Source organism: Sphingomonas sp., from assembly GCF_042095875.1.
Lineage (GTDB): Bacteria > Pseudomonadota > Alphaproteobacteria > Sphingomonadales > Sphingomonadaceae > Sphingomonas.
This window is the reverse complement of the sequence record NZ_JBELMJ010000008.1, coordinates 44,885-57,414: the sequence shown is the minus strand read 5'-3', so window position 1 is coordinate 57,414 and position 12,530 is coordinate 44,885. Positions and strand designations below refer to the sequence as shown.

The following is a 12,530-nucleotide window of genomic DNA, read 5'->3' as shown; positions in this document are numbered from 1 at the left end:
GAATTGCTCCCCGCCTCACACCAGCCTGAGCGCATTCAGCCCGATCACCACCCCCGCGATCAGCAGGATCGCCGCCGCCGCGACGCGCAGCGCCTTCAGCGGCAACCGCAGCCACGCCGCCTGGCCCAGCGCCACCGCCACGACGTTGACCGCCGCACCGCCGATCACCGCGCCGACCATCGCCGCCCAGGGTAGCGTGCTGCGCCCGGCGAGCGCCGCGACGATAAACTGCATCCGATCGCCGAACGCCATGATCGCCAGCCCCGCGATGCTGGTGAACGCGGCGCCCGTCCGCCACCCTTCCAGCGCGTCGGGCCGCTTGAACCGGAACCCCGTGCCCGCGCCCGCCAGCACCAGCGCGAGCGCTAGCAGCAGCAATCGCGCCTCCGGCGTCAGCAGCGCGGTCACCGCCAGCCCAGCCGCCACCCCGATCGCGTAGTTGAACGTGAGAGCCAGCACCGCCGCCAGCACCACCAGTGCGGGGCTGCGGAACCGGTCGGCGAAGATCGCCGCCAGCCATGGCGTCTTGTCCGATACCTGGCAGATCGCGCCCAGCACGATCGCCGCCATCAACGCGTCCACGGTGCTAGCTCGCGCGCGTCAGCCTGCGAAGCGCACCTGGCACGCCGCCGCGAACGTGTCGGACGCCGCCGCGTCCTGCCGGTCGCTCGAGATCGCCTCGCCCAGCATCGCCAGCCAGGCGTGGACGATCGGCCCGTGGTCGCCGCGCGCCAGCGCGCGCTCCAGTTGCTGGGCGACGACCAGCGCGGGCAGCAGCCCGTGCGCGCGCCACTCGTCGGATCTGGTCGAGCTCGGTCGCCAGCCGCGCCGGCCCGCCGCGCCACTCGATCGCCGCCACGCGCCGCGCGAGATCGGCCTTCACCGCGCCCACCTCGCTCGGCACCGCTCCGACGCTGTTCTGCTGCCCGACCACCATGCGCCAACCCTCCCCGTCGTCGCCTCGATCATGCGCGCGACATCGTTAACGCGCGGCTAAATGCCGCGGGCGATATACAGGCGGCGCACACGCCTTGACTTGCCAGCACGAATCCGTCATTCGCCCCCCAGACGCGGCAAGGCAGCCCAGCGGGCACGCCTCGCCGCTTTTTGTTTTCTATTCGTGCACAGGATACGGTCATGGCAAAGCCGACCACCGTCAAGATCAAGCTCGTCAGCTCGGCCGACACCGGGTTCTTCTACGTGACCAAGAAGAACCCGCGCACCCAGACCGAGAAGCTGTCGTTCCGCAAGTACGACCCAGTCGTGCGCAAGCACGTCGACTTCAAGGAAGCCAAGATCAAGTAATCCGCACCGGCGGCCACGCGCCGACCGCGCGATTACGTGAGGGTTCCAGAACCGCGGTGGAGCGATCCACCGCGGTTTTTGTCGTACGCGCAATTAGCCCTCTCCCCTCCGGGGAGAGGGTTGGGTGAGGGGCTGATCCAGGCGCCGCTCTTTGAGAGACACATGCACCTCACCCCACCGGGGAGAGGGAGCAATCCTACACCAACGCCCCCACCGCCTGCATGAACCGCGCGAGGCTGATCGGCTTCGACACGTACGCGTCCGCCCCCGCCGCGCGGATGCGCTCCTCGTCCTCGCGCCCCGAGTAAGCGGTCACCGCCATGACGGGTATGTGCTTGAGCGCCTCGTCAGCCTTCAATTCCAAGATCAGCTCGTATCCCGTCACGTGCGGCATCTGGATGTCCATGATGATCAGGTCCGGCATCACCTCGCGCGCGCGCGCCACCGCCTCGCGTCCGTCGCGCACCGGCTCGGCCGCGAACTCGTGCGCGCGCAGCAGGTCGCAGAACAGCTTCAGGTTCAGTTCGTTGTCCTCGACAACGAGCACCCTTTTTGCCACGCGATCATTAACCCCCATCGACCTTAGCGAGAGATAGGCAATGCGCACGCCGCTGACAAATGGGATCGATCCCGACGCCGCCGCGGCGCTGGCGCTGTCCGCGCTCGCCTGGGTCCTGTCGGACGACGACCGCGCCGGGCGCCTCCTGACGCTCACCGGCCTCGCACCCGGCGACCTGCGCGAGCGGCTGGGCGAACCGGCGGTGCTCGCCGCCGTGCTCACCTATCTCGAAAGCTACGAACCCGATCTGATCGCCTGCGCCGACGACCTGGACACCCGTCCCGAGACGCTGGTTGCCGCGCGCGCGACCCTGGAGCATACATGACCCGACCCCTGCTCATCACCGACTGCGACGAGGTCCTCGTCCACATGGTCCGCCACTTCGCCGACTGGCTCGGCGACGAGCATCAGGTCGACTTCTCGTTCGGCTCGTGGGAACTCGCCAAGAACATGCGCCGCCGCTCGGGCGAGCCGCTCACGCAGGAGGAGATGTGGGGCTATCTCCACGGCTTCTTCCCCGACCAGATGCACCGCCAGACGATCGTCCCCCACGCGCGCGAAGCGATCGCCGCGCTGGCCGAACAGGCCGACGTCGTGATCCTCACCAACCTGCAGGACCAGTGCCAGACCCACCGCGTCGACCAGCTCGCCGCCTTCGGGATCGAGCACCGCGTTGTCTGCAACCAGGGCGGCAAGGGCGCGCCCGTCGCCGCGCTGGTCGCCGAGTACGCGCCCTCGGTCGCGGTGTTCGTCGACGACCTGCCCGTCCACCATCAATCGGTCGCCGAGCAAGCGCCCGAGGTCTGGCGCCTCCACATGGTGTCGGAGCCGCAACTCGCCGCCGGCATCGCGCCCGCCCCCGCCGCGCATGCGCGCATCGACGATTGGCGGGAAGGCCGCGCCTGGATCGAGGCGCACTTCGCCGCCGCCGAGCCGGCGCCGCCTATGGACGCGCTCGCCAGCTCTTGACCCACGCGCGCGCCGCGCCCAATCCGCGCCGTATGACCGACCAGATCGACCGCAAACTCGCCGACCTCGGGCTCGAACTGCCCCAGGCCGCGGCGCCCGTCGCCTCCTACACGCCCGTCGTCGAGGCGGGCGGGCTGCTCCACATCTCGGGCCAGCTGCCGTTCAAGGACGGCCAGATCGTCACCGGGCGCCTCGGCGATGACGTCAGCCTCGAGGCGGGCCAGGACGCGGCGCAGCGCTGCGGCCTGATGCTGGTCGCGCAGATTCGTCAACACCTCGGCAATCTCCAGCGCGTGAAGCGGATCGTGAAGCTCGGCGTGTTCGTCAATTCGACGCCCGACTTCACCGACCAGCCCAAGGTCGCGAACGGCGCGTCCGACCTGATGACCGCGCTGTTCGGCGACGCCGGCAAGCACGCCCGCTCCGCGGTCGGCGTCGCGGTCCTGCCGCTCGGCGCCGCGGTCGAGGTCGACGCCATCGTCGAGATCGAACGCTCGCTGTAAAGTGACTACTCCCCTCCTTGACAAGGGAGGGGCCGGGGGTGGGTAGGTCGCGCACGAACCGCCCGCGGCACGAACAACCCGGCACACCAGCATCCCGTCATCCCGGGCTCGACCGGGGATCCCGCTTCTCTTCCTCACCTGCCGGAGAAAGCGGGACCCCGGATCAGGTCCGGGGTGACGATGGATAGAACGACAGGTGGACGGATCGCGCAGATTGCGCCCCTACCCCTCACCCCCACCCGCCCCTATCTTGGCGCGCAATGACCGCCATCACCGCACGGATCGCCGACGGCGTCGCCCAAATCCCCGCCGATCAGTGGGACGCCTGCGCCGGCACCGCAAATCCGTTCACCAGCCACGCGTTCCTGAAGGCGCTGGAGGACTCGGGTAGCGTCGGGCAGCGCACCGGCTGGCAACCGATTCCGCTGATCGTCGACGATGAGAACGGCGTGCCCGTGGCGGTCGCCCCCGCCTACGCCAAGAGCCACAGCCAGGGCGAGTACGTCTTCGACCACGCCTGGGCCGACGCTTGGACCCGCGCCGGCGGCGATTACTACCCCAAGCTGCAGGTCGCCGCGCCCTTCACTCCCGTGCCCGGTCCGCGGCTGCTGCTGCGCGACGCATCCGCCGCCCCCTCGCTGATCGCAGCGATCGAGGCGGTGACGCGCCAACACGACCTGTCCTCCGCGCACGCAACCTTCGTCGCGCCCGACCAGCTTCCGCTGTTCGAGGCCGCCGGCTGGCTGATCCGCGAGGGCACGCAGTTCCACTGGCAGAACGACGGTTACGCGACCTTCGACGACTTCCTCGCCGCGCTCGCCAGCCGCAAGCGCAAGGCGATCCGCAAGGAACGCGCGGCGGCTGTCGAGGGGCTGACGATCCGCCACCTCACCGGTGCCGAGATCGGCCAACGCGAGTGGGACGCGTTCTGGACCTTCTACCAGGACACCGGCAGCCGAAAGTGGGGTACGCCCTACCTCAAGCGCGCCTTCTTCCCGCTGCTGGGCGCGGCGATGGGCGACCGCGTGCTCCTGATCCTCGCCGAGCGCGACGGCGTGCCGATCGCGGGCGCGCTCAACCTGATCGGCGCCGACGCGCTCTACGGCCGCTACTGGGGCTGTACCGAGGACGTGCCCTTCCTCCACTTCGAGCTGTGCTATTACCAGGCGATCGACGCCGCGATCGCGCGCGGCCTGAAGACGGTCGAGGCGGGCGCTCAGGGCGAGCACAAGCTCGCGCGCGGCTACTCCCCCGTCCCCACCTGGTCGGCGCACTTCATCCCCGACCCCGGCTTCCGCCGCGCGGTGTCCGACTTCCTCGTGCGCGAGCGCGCCGCGGTCGAGCACGACCAGCATTTCCTCGAGCAGATGACCCCGTTCAAGCGCGGTTGATCGCGACGAGCCCCCCCTTACCGGGAGGGGAGGGGCTGGGGTCGGTAGGCCCGGCACGAACCACCTCACCCCGTTGAAGCGCCGCTTACTTCCCGATCGCGCCGGCCGCGATCAACTGCTCGCGCCGCCGGCGCATGAACTCGACGATGTAGTGCGGGATGCCCAGCTCCTCGTCGCTCGCCTCCGGGGCGGGCACCGAATGATCGATGCGGAACAGCACCGACGCGCTCGTCGGTGAACGCCACACCGGGATCAGCCCGGGCGCGAACCGCGGGTCCCAATTGGGCGGACGGATCAGCCAGACATAGTCGAACGCGTCGCGCGGCAGTCGCGCGATCGCGTAATTGACCGGACGCCACCATTCGGCGCGGCACCTGACCGGCGTCACGATCTGCGTCGGATCGTGCGCCCAGCCGCCGGCGGCGTCGTAATTGACCGTCAGCAACTGCCCGCCCGCCATCGACCATTGGTCGTCGGTATAGGCCAGCCGCCGCTCCAGCGCGATCGCGGGCAGATGCTCCAGCCGGCTCATCCGCCAGTCGTTGTGGCAATTATGCCCGACGAACGACAAGAGCCGGGCGCCGACCGGCACGTGGTCGAGCGCGACCAGTTCCTCGTCGTAATCGCGGTCGAATCGCACGAAGCTCGCCGTCGTCGCCGCGATCCGCACCAGGAAGAACGCCAGCCCCACCGCCGCCAGCACGTGCGCGTGGCGGAACGACATGCCGGGCTTGGGCCGGATCGCGATCAGCGCGATCGCCAGCATGAACGGCGCCAGCCGCATGTCGGCGTAGGCCGATCCGAACACGATCCGCGGCAGCAGGATGAACACCGCCAGCATGAACAGCGCGGAGATGCCCAGGTGCCGCGAGTAGGTGATGCGGGGATCGCGCACCGCCTTGAACAGCACGAGGTAGAGGACCGCCATCGACGCCACGTCGAACCACAGCCAGCGGTCGCGCAGCGCCATCAGCACCCAGGCGATCTTGGTGCGCCAGTAGAAGAAGTCGCCGGTCTGCCCGGTCACGTCCGCGCCCGATCGCCACACCACCATGAAGATCATCGGCAGCGCCAGCGGCACGCAGCCCAGGCCGGCGCGGAACCAGCTCGCCACCCAATGCCCCGACTGGCGCGTCTTGCGCAGGTCGTGCTGGCGGATCATCTCGGCCGAGAAGGCGAGCACGCCCAGCACGCCCCAGCCGAACGTGTGGCACACCCACAACAGGCACGACAGCGGCACGAACACGATCGCGCGCAACCGCAACCGCCTCAGCCGCGCCATCCGCAGCCACAGCGCGAACAGGCACAAGGCCAACCCCATCGACAGCGCGAAGTTTACGAACCCGAACTGGAACGGGTAACCGTAGGCGAGCGGCAGCGCGAACAGCGCGGTTGCCGGAATACGCCCCTGCACCTCGCGCGCGATCCACAACAGCCCCGCGACCGTCAGCGCGGGGATCGCCATCACGATCAGCTTGACCGCCGGCTCCAGCCCGATGATCGGAGCCAGTGGCTCGATCAGCAGGTCGACGCCCAGATTGCCGATCAGCGACCATTGAAACGTGTACCAGTCCGCCAGCCACGCGTGCGCGCCGCGATCGAGCTGGACTCGGTAGCGCCCCATGTGCCCGGGCAGGTCGACGATCGGCGGAATGTCGGGCCAGAGCAGCGGCACGCACGCGATCAGCGCCGCCAGGACGACGAACCACCTAGTCTGCCACCACTGCCGCTCCCCCGCGTCCATCGCCACGCCTTAGGGGCGACAGGGGTGCGCCCGCAAGGCTGTCGTAATCGGGCGAGCCTCCGCGACCCGCCCGGATCACTCAGCGATCGCCCCGCCCGAGCAAGCCTCTAGGTGCGATCAGCGATCGCGCCGTCCCAGCAAGCGAAGCCGCAGGGCGTTCAGCTTGATGAACCCCGCCGCGTCGCGCTGGTCGTACGCGCCCTGGTCGTCCTCGAACGTCACGACCTTCTCGGAATACAGCGTGTTGGGCGACTTGCGCCCGGTCACCGACGCCAATCCCTTGTACAGCTTCAGCCGCACCGTCCCCGACACCTTCTCCTGGCTCAGGTCGATCGCGGCCTGCAGCATCTCGCGCTCGGGCGAGAACCAGAAGCCGTTGTAGATCAGCTCGGCGTAGCGCGGCATCAGCTCGTCCTTCAGGTGCGCCGCCCCGCGATCGAGCGTGATCGCCTCGATCCCGCGATGCGCCTCCAGGTAGATCGTGCCGCCCGGCGTCTCGTACATGCCGCGGCTCTTCATCCCGACGAAGCGATTCTCGACCAGGTCGAGCCGCCCGATGCCGTGCTTGCGCCCCAGCTCGTTGAGCGCCTCCAGCAGCGACGCCGGGCTCATCCGCTCACCGTTCAGCGCGACGCCGTCGCCGCGCTCGAACTCGATCTCGATCGTCTCCGGCTGATCGGGCGCGTCCTCCGGGTTGACCGTGCGCGAGAAGACGTAGTCGGGCACCTCGTCCCACGGATCCTCGAGCACCAGCCCCTCGCTCGAGGTGTGGAGCAGGTTCGCGTCGGTCGAGAACGGCGCCTCGCCGCGCTTGTTGTGCGGGATCGGCACCTGCCTGGCTTCCGCCCACTCGATCAGCTTGGTGCGGCTGTTCAGATCCCATTCGCGCCACGGCGCGATGACCTTGATGTCGGGATCGAGCGCGTAGGCCGACAGCTCGAAGCGCACCTGGTCGTTGCCCTTGCCGGTCGCGCCGTGCGCCACCGCGTCCGCGCCCGTCTCGCGCGCGATCTCGATCAACCGCTTGGAGATCAGCGGTCGCGCGATCGAGGTGCCGAGCAGGTACAGCCCCTCGTACTGCGCATTCGCCCGCATCATCGGGAACACGAAATCGCGCACGAATTCCTCGCGCAGGTCGTCGATGAAGATATGCTCGGGCTTGACCCCCATCAGTTCGGCTTTGGCGCGCGCGGGCTCCAATTCCTCGCCCTGACCCAGGTCGGCGGTGAAGGTCACGACCTCGCAGCCGTAGGTTTCCTGCAACCATTTCAGGATCACGCTGGTGTCCAACCCGCCGGAATAAGCGAGGACGACCTTCTTGATTGGCTCGGACATGGCGTGGGGAGCTCCTGCATACGGGCGGTGAAGTCGCGCGCGGCCCTATGCGCGCCTGCGCGGCCATGCAACCGTTGACCGGCGCTGAGGGGTCCGTGACCGGCCCCGCGGGTCCGCGACGCGACCCGAAACCCGTTCAAGCGGCACGCCGGCCGGTGCTCCTTGTCAGGCAGTGAACCCCGATCCGCCGCTCGCGTTCATGCGCGGTACAAGCGCCGCGCGCCAACGCGGGCGTCCGTTTTCTCGTGGAAAGACCCGACACCGTGCCCAGCACCCGCGCCCTGTTCCTCGCCGCCCTCACGTTCCCCGCCCTCGCGCTTCCCGCCGCCGCGCAGGAGACGCGCCAGAGCGCGGAAACCAAGCTCGACGGCGAGTTCGCCGCGTCCGACGCGAACAAGGACGGCTTCCTCAGCCAGGCCGAGATCGAGGCGCGCATGAAGCGCATGAAGGTCGCCGGCGGAAAGACGCTCGACCCCGCACAGGCGAAGAAGATCGCCACGCTGTTCATCGCGCGCGCCGACACCAACAAGGACGGCAAGGTCAGCGAGGCGGAGTCGCAGGCGCTGATGAGCAACGTCTTCGCTAAATACGACCTGAACAAGGACGGCCGCGTCGATGGCCAGGAAGCCGCCGCCGCCCGCGCGGCAGCCCGCGGCGCCGTTACCAAGAGTGGCCCGCCCAAGGGGCGTTGAAGGTCCGACTCCAACTGAACGGCGCTTGTCTAGTTCTTAGGGCTAGCTGCCGTTCGTCTGGTCCGGCCATGTCGAGAGAACCATGTCGAAGAACGTCATGGTGCGACCGTCACGATCAGCCGTCCAGCGTGTCTCTCCGTCGCAGAATGGCGCCAGCATAGAAATCAGCGAGTCCAGATTAGATTGGATGTGGTCGGCATCGGCGAGAGCCACCCAGCTGCCATCAGGGTTCAGGACGTTCACCGCCCAAGTCGTCTCCACGAGAACATCCGTCTATGTAGCGCGTGCATTCGAGAGAAACGACGGCGCCTGGATAGCTGGAGCTCGGTGCGGTAAAGCCTCTTCGCCACTCGGTCATGCACCTCGTGTAGCGAGCGTCGCTCATGGCGGGTAGTAGAGCGTCATTACACGCCATTAGCCGACCTATTCCTCATCCCCGCAACGCCCGCTCCCCTTCCACCATATAGTCGCGCGTCAGCGGCAGTGCGTCGCGGTCGCGCGCGAACTGGATTTGAAAATTGACCAGCGGGCCGTTGGTGAACGACACGATCGCGCCCGCCAGATAATAGGTCCACATCCGAAAGAACCGCTCGTCGTACAGCGCCACGATCGCGTCGCGGTTCGCGACCGTCCGCGCGTACCAGTCGCGCAGCGTGAAGGCGTAGTGCAGCCGCAGCACCTCCACGTCGCTGACGAACCAGCGGATGAAATTGTTCGCCTCCATGATCTCCGACAGCGAGGGTATGTACCCGCCGGGAAAGATGTACTTGTCGGTGAACTGGTCGGTGAAGCCGGGCCCGTCGGCGCGCCCGATCGTGTGGAGCAGCATGACCCCCGTGGGGGTGAGCAGGTCGCGGCATTTCTCCAGGTAGGTGCGGAAATTGCGCACCCCGACATGCTCGAACATGCCGACCGACACGATGCGATCGAACGTCTGGTCTAACGCGCGATAGTCGATCAGCTCGAACCGGACCTTGTCGGCGACCCCCGCCTCCTCGGCGCGGGCGCGCGCCACCTTCAACTGCTCCTCGGACAAGGTGATGCCCAGCACCTCCGCGCCCGTCTTCGCGTGAATGTACAGCGCCATCCCGCCCCAGCCGCAGCCGATGTCGAGCACGCGCATCCCCGGCTCGATCGCCAGCTTCGCGACGATATGCGCCTTCTTATCCGCCTGCGCCTGCTCCAGGCTGTTGTCCGGGCTGGTGTAGTAAGCGCAACTGTACTGCTTGTCCGCGTCGAGGAAGAGGTCGTACAGCCGGTCGGACAGATCGTAGTGATGCGCGACGTTCTTCTTCGATTCCAGCGCCTTGTTGAGCCGGAGGAAGCGGTGGCGGAACATGCCCTTCACCTTGCGCCAGCGGTTCGCGCCCAGGTGGTTCGCGCCATTCTCCCAGCGCGAATTGGCGGTGGCGAGCGTCAGCAGGTCGAGGATGTCGCCCTGCTGCAACGTCACGCGCCCGTCCATGAACGCTTCCGCCAGCGCCAGCGCCGGATCGGCCAGGATCGCGCGGTACACGCCCTTGTCGTGAATCGTGAAGGTAACCGGCGTCAGCGCGGGGTCGGGTGTTCCGAAACGGGTGCTGGAGCCATCGGGTTTGATAAGGGTAAGCGCGCCGCGCCGGATCGCGCGGCGCAGGAAAACGTCGATCAGTGCCATGCGGCGGCTGCTAACGGATCGTGCGCCCGGCTGTCACTAGCAACGCGGGGAAACGATCAGATTCCCGCGTACCAATCATAGTCGACGTTATCCTCCCAATAACCGCCCTGCCCCTTGCCGATGCCCGTCAGGCTGTTCACCGCGGTGATCTTCATCAGATATTTGGCGTGCTTGTACCCCAAATGCCGCTCGACCCGCAGCCGGCATGGCGCGCCGTGGCCGACATCGAGGAAGCGGTCGTTCAGCGCCCAGGCGAGGATCGTCTGCGGGTGGAACGCGTCCACCATGTCGATCGACTCGTAATAAGGCGCGCCGCCGTACAGATCGGCGCAGGTGAACACGACGTAGCGCGCCGCGTCGCGCACCCCCGCCTGTTTCAGCACGTCGCCAAGTTTCGGCCCCTGCCACTTGCCGATCGCGCTCCACCCCTCGACGCAGTCGTGCCGCGTGATCTGCGCGCGCTGCGAAAACTGCCCCAGATCGCTGAGCGACAGCGACAATGGCCGCGCGACCAGTCCGTCGACCTGCAACCGCCAGTCCGCGAAGTGGCCGGCGCGCAGCGCGTTATACGCCGCCGTCCCGGGATCGCGCGTCCCGTTGGTGCGGAAATAAGGCGAGCGCTGATCGGCCGAATATTCCGGCGCCAGCGCGTCGCGGTTCATCAGCGCGCGTTGCAGCGCGCGGTGCATATCCTCGCCCTTGAAGATGATGTCGCGCACCTGCGGCTGCGCGATCACGCGGTCGCACCCCGACAGCAGCAGCCCCGCGCCGCCGCCCGCGATCAGCGTCCTGCGCCGAATCATCGCACCGCCTCCGTTCCCCGTGCGCCGTGGCTCAGGTCCTTGGCCGCCGCCTCTCCCGCGGGCGTCTCCGCGCGCGCGTCGCGCTCGCTGGCCGGCACGCGCCACTTGCCCGAAATCATCGACCACAATTGGCGCCGCCACCCCGCCAGAATGACGAGCACCAGATGCACCACCACGAACGCGGTGATCGCCGCCATGGTGATGAAGTGGATCGAGCGCGCCGACTGCCGCCCGCCGAACAGCTCCAGCAACCACGGCCACGCCGCATCCATTCCCGGCGACATCGCCAGCCCGGTCAGGATGACGAGCGGCAGTGCTACGAACACCACGCCCGCGTAGGACAGTTTCTGCAACGGATTGTACGCGCCCGGATGCGCCTCGTCGTGGAACTTGAACTGCAAATGCGCGCGCACGTCGGCGGCGAGATGCGCCGGGCTCAGGTCCTTGGCGCGCAGCCGAAGGTCGCGCTGAAAATGCCGGTTGATCAGGCTCGCGATCATGTACCCCAGCAACCCAAACGCGAGCACCAGTGCGAAGAACAGGTGCCAACGCCTGGAAATCGCCAGATTATAGTTCTGCGGGATGGTAATCCACGCGGGAAACCGCGGCAGCGTCGCCCAGGGCGGATCGAAGTTCGCGCCATACCGTCCCCAGTACAGCCGCGGGTGCGCGTTGCTGATCCCCAGCCCCGACCCGATCAGGATGAAGATCGCGACCGCGTTGATCCAGTGCCACACCCGGGTGGCGAGCGAGTGGCGCCGGATGGTGACGGGATCGTTGATCGGCGTTGCGTCCATATCCGACCCATAACAGTTATCGCGCGATGACCGAATGGCATTTCTACGAACCCGCGAACGGCCACGGCCTCGCGCACGACCCCCTGAACGCGATCGTCGCGCCGCGCCCGATCGGCTGGATCGGCAGCGTGTCGGCTGACGGCGTGCGCAACTTGGCGCCGTACAGCTTCTTCAACCTGCTCAACTACCATCCGCCGCTGCTCGCCTTCTCATCGAACGGCTGGAAGGATTCGGTCGCCAACATCGAGCAGACGCGCGCCTTCACCTGGAACCTCGCGACACGCGCGCTCGCCGAGCAGATGAACCAGAGCGCCGCCACCGTGCCGGGCGAGGTCGACGAGTTCACCCTCGCGAACCTCGATACCGCGCCCTCGCGCAAGATCGACGCCCCGCGCGTGGCGCGCAGCCCCGCCTCGTTCGAATGCGTTCTGACGCAGCTTATCCGGCTCGAGACGCGCGGCGGCGAGCAGGTCGACACCTGGCTCGTCATCGGCGAGGTCGTCGGCATCCACATCGACCGCGCGATGCTGGAAAACGGCACCTACCAAACCGCGCGCGCCCACCCGATCCTGCGCGGCGGCGGCCCCGCCGATTACTTCGAGATCACCGACGCCGCCAAGTTCGCGATGAAACGGCCGGGCTAAGGACAGCCAAAAGCCCTCTCCCCTTCGGGGAGAGGGTTGGGAGAGGGGCCGCGGCTACACGGCTCGCCAGCCCCCCCTCACCCATACGCCCGCCAGAAGAACACCGCCGCCGTCACCCCCGTCACCGCCAG

The 12,530-nt window shown here is 67.9% G+C and carries 16 protein-coding genes; 8 read left to right on the top strand and 8 right to left on the bottom strand.

Translation table 11 applies throughout. The features are described 5' to 3' along the window. Window positions 1–15: 15 nt before the first annotated feature. Window positions 16–582, bottom strand: coding sequence for a TMEM165/GDT1 family protein (locus ACFDS6_RS04970; protein ID WP_375271005.1), 567 nt, complete (start codon window positions 580–582; stop codon window positions 16–18). 55 nt (window positions 583–637) lie between these two features. Here ACFDS6_RS04970 and ACFDS6_RS04965 point away from each other — a divergent pair, with 55 nt between their 5' ends. Beyond that, window positions 638–997 (top strand): hypothetical protein, encoded by a 360-nt coding sequence (locus ACFDS6_RS04965; RefSeq protein ID WP_375271004.1) that lies wholly within the window; start codon window positions 638–640, stop codon window positions 995–997. Between the two features lie 140 nt (window positions 998–1,137). Further along, window positions 1,138–1,305, top strand: coding sequence for a 50S ribosomal protein L33 (gene rpmG, locus ACFDS6_RS04960; RefSeq protein ID WP_019516727.1), 168 nt, complete (start codon window positions 1,138–1,140; stop codon window positions 1,303–1,305). A 196-nt stretch (window positions 1,306–1,501) separates the two neighbouring features. Here rpmG and ACFDS6_RS04955 read toward each other — a convergent pair whose 3' ends face one another. Beyond that, window positions 1,502–1,864: a response regulator gene (locus tag ACFDS6_RS04955; RefSeq protein ID WP_375271041.1), complete on the bottom strand. Its 363-nt coding sequence runs from the start codon at window positions 1,862–1,864 to the stop codon at window positions 1,502–1,504. 40 nt (window positions 1,865–1,904) lie between these two features. Here ACFDS6_RS04955 and ACFDS6_RS04950 point away from each other — a divergent pair, with 40 nt between their 5' ends. The 4 genes from ACFDS6_RS04950 to ACFDS6_RS04935 all read left to right on the top strand — a co-directional run bounded on the left by ACFDS6_RS04950 (window position 1,905) and on the right by ACFDS6_RS04935 (window position 4,727). Next, window positions 1,905–2,189, top strand: a complete 285-nt coding sequence (locus ACFDS6_RS04950) for a DUF3572 domain-containing protein (protein WP_375271003.1) — start codon at window positions 1,905–1,907, stop codon at window positions 2,187–2,189. Continuing rightward, window positions 2,186–2,833, top strand: a complete 648-nt coding sequence (locus tag ACFDS6_RS04945; protein ID WP_375271002.1) for an HAD family hydrolase — start codon at window positions 2,186–2,188, stop codon at window positions 2,831–2,833. Before ACFDS6_RS04950 ends, ACFDS6_RS04945 begins: the two co-directional genes overlap by 4 nt. Window positions 2,834–2,865: 32 nt before the next feature. Then, window positions 2,866–3,336 (top strand): RidA family protein, encoded by a 471-nt coding sequence (locus tag ACFDS6_RS04940; RefSeq protein ID WP_375271001.1) that lies wholly within the window; start codon window positions 2,866–2,868, stop codon window positions 3,334–3,336. A 260-nt stretch (window positions 3,337–3,596) separates the two neighbouring features. Then, entirely contained in the window at window positions 3,597–4,727 is a 1,131-nt protein-coding gene (locus ACFDS6_RS04935) for a GNAT family N-acetyltransferase (protein ID WP_375271000.1), read from the top strand. 85 nt (window positions 4,728–4,812) lie between these two features. On the opposite strand, the gene ACFDS6_RS04930 is transcribed toward ACFDS6_RS04935, so the two are convergent. Continuing rightward, window positions 4,813–6,471 carry a hypothetical protein gene (locus ACFDS6_RS04930; protein WP_375270999.1) on the bottom strand — a complete coding sequence of 553 codons (1,659 nt, stop codon included), beginning with the start codon at window positions 6,469–6,471 and terminating at the stop codon, window positions 4,813–4,815. 117 nt (window positions 6,472–6,588) lie between these two features. Next, window positions 6,589–7,806, bottom strand: a complete 1,218-nt coding sequence (locus ACFDS6_RS04925; RefSeq protein WP_375270998.1) for an argininosuccinate synthase — start codon at window positions 7,804–7,806, stop codon at window positions 6,589–6,591. Window positions 7,807–8,069: 263 nt separating this feature from the next. On the opposite strand from ACFDS6_RS04925, the gene ACFDS6_RS04920 reads away from it, so the two are divergent. Next, window positions 8,070–8,498, top strand: coding sequence for an EF-hand domain-containing protein (locus tag ACFDS6_RS04920; protein WP_375270997.1), 429 nt, complete (start codon window positions 8,070–8,072; stop codon window positions 8,496–8,498). Window positions 8,499–8,540: 42 nt separating this feature from the next. Here the strand turns inward: ACFDS6_RS04920 and ACFDS6_RS04915 are convergent, their stop codons facing one another. The 4 genes from ACFDS6_RS04915 to ACFDS6_RS04900 form a co-directional block, all read right to left on the bottom strand. Then, complete coding sequence (locus ACFDS6_RS04915) at window positions 8,541–8,741, bottom strand: hypothetical protein (protein ID WP_375270996.1); 201 nt, start codon at window positions 8,739–8,741, stop codon at window positions 8,541–8,543. Window positions 8,742–8,928: 187 nt separating this feature from the next. Further along, window positions 8,929–10,155, bottom strand: coding sequence for a class I SAM-dependent methyltransferase (locus ACFDS6_RS04910; RefSeq protein ID WP_375270995.1), 1,227 nt, complete (start codon window positions 10,153–10,155; stop codon window positions 8,929–8,931). 56 nt (window positions 10,156–10,211) lie between these two features. Continuing rightward, complete coding sequence (locus tag ACFDS6_RS04905) at window positions 10,212–10,958, bottom strand: molybdopterin-dependent oxidoreductase (RefSeq protein WP_375270994.1); 747 nt, start codon at window positions 10,956–10,958, stop codon at window positions 10,212–10,214. Next, window positions 10,955–11,755 carry a cytochrome b/b6 domain-containing protein gene (locus ACFDS6_RS04900; RefSeq protein WP_375270993.1) on the bottom strand — a complete coding sequence of 267 codons (801 nt, stop codon included), beginning with the start codon at window positions 11,753–11,755 and terminating at the stop codon, window positions 10,955–10,957. Before ACFDS6_RS04900 ends, ACFDS6_RS04905 begins: the two co-directional genes overlap by 4 nt. A 26-nt stretch (window positions 11,756–11,781) precedes the next feature. On the opposite strand from ACFDS6_RS04900, the gene ACFDS6_RS04895 reads away from it, so the two are divergent. Next, complete coding sequence (locus ACFDS6_RS04895; RefSeq protein WP_375270992.1) at window positions 11,782–12,399, top strand: flavin reductase family protein; 618 nt, start codon at window positions 11,782–11,784, stop codon at window positions 12,397–12,399. Window positions 12,400–12,530: the final 131 nt, after the last annotated feature.

Bases quoted from the DNA above. Each gene is read 5' to 3' on its own strand.
- rpmG (WP_019516727.1), top strand. From the start codon at position 1,138: ATGGCAAAGCCGACCACCGTCAAGATCAAGCTCGTCAGCTCGGCCGAC.
- ACFDS6_RS04950 (WP_375271003.1), top strand. From the start codon at position 1,905: ATGCGCACGCCGCTGACAAATGGGATCGATCCCGACGCCGCCGCGGCG.
- ACFDS6_RS04945 (WP_375271002.1), top strand. From the start codon at position 2,186: ATGACCCGACCCCTGCTCATCACCGACTGCGACGAGGTCCTCGTCCAC.
- ACFDS6_RS04940 (WP_375271001.1), top strand. From the start codon at position 2,866: ATGACCGACCAGATCGACCGCAAACTCGCCGACCTCGGGCTCGAACTG.
- ACFDS6_RS04935 (WP_375271000.1), top strand. From the start codon at position 3,597: ATGACCGCCATCACCGCACGGATCGCCGACGGCGTCGCCCAAATCCCC.
- ACFDS6_RS04930 (WP_375270999.1), bottom strand. From the start codon at position 6,471: ATGGACGCGGGGGAGCGGCAGTGGTGGCAGACTAGGTGGTTCGTCGTC.
- ACFDS6_RS04925 (WP_375270998.1), bottom strand. From the start codon at position 7,806: ATGTCCGAGCCAATCAAGAAGGTCGTCCTCGCTTATTCCGGCGGGTTG.
- ACFDS6_RS04910 (WP_375270995.1), bottom strand. From the start codon at position 10,155: ATGGCACTGATCGACGTTTTCCTGCGCCGCGCGATCCGGCGCGGCGCG.
- ACFDS6_RS04905 (WP_375270994.1), bottom strand. From the start codon at position 10,958: ATGATTCGGCGCAGGACGCTGATCGCGGGCGGCGGCGCGGGGCTGCTG.
- ACFDS6_RS04900 (WP_375270993.1), bottom strand. From the start codon at position 11,755: ATGGACGCAACGCCGATCAACGATCCCGTCACCATCCGGCGCCACTCG.
- ACFDS6_RS04895 (WP_375270992.1), top strand. From the start codon at position 11,782: ATGACCGAATGGCATTTCTACGAACCCGCGAACGGCCACGGCCTCGCG.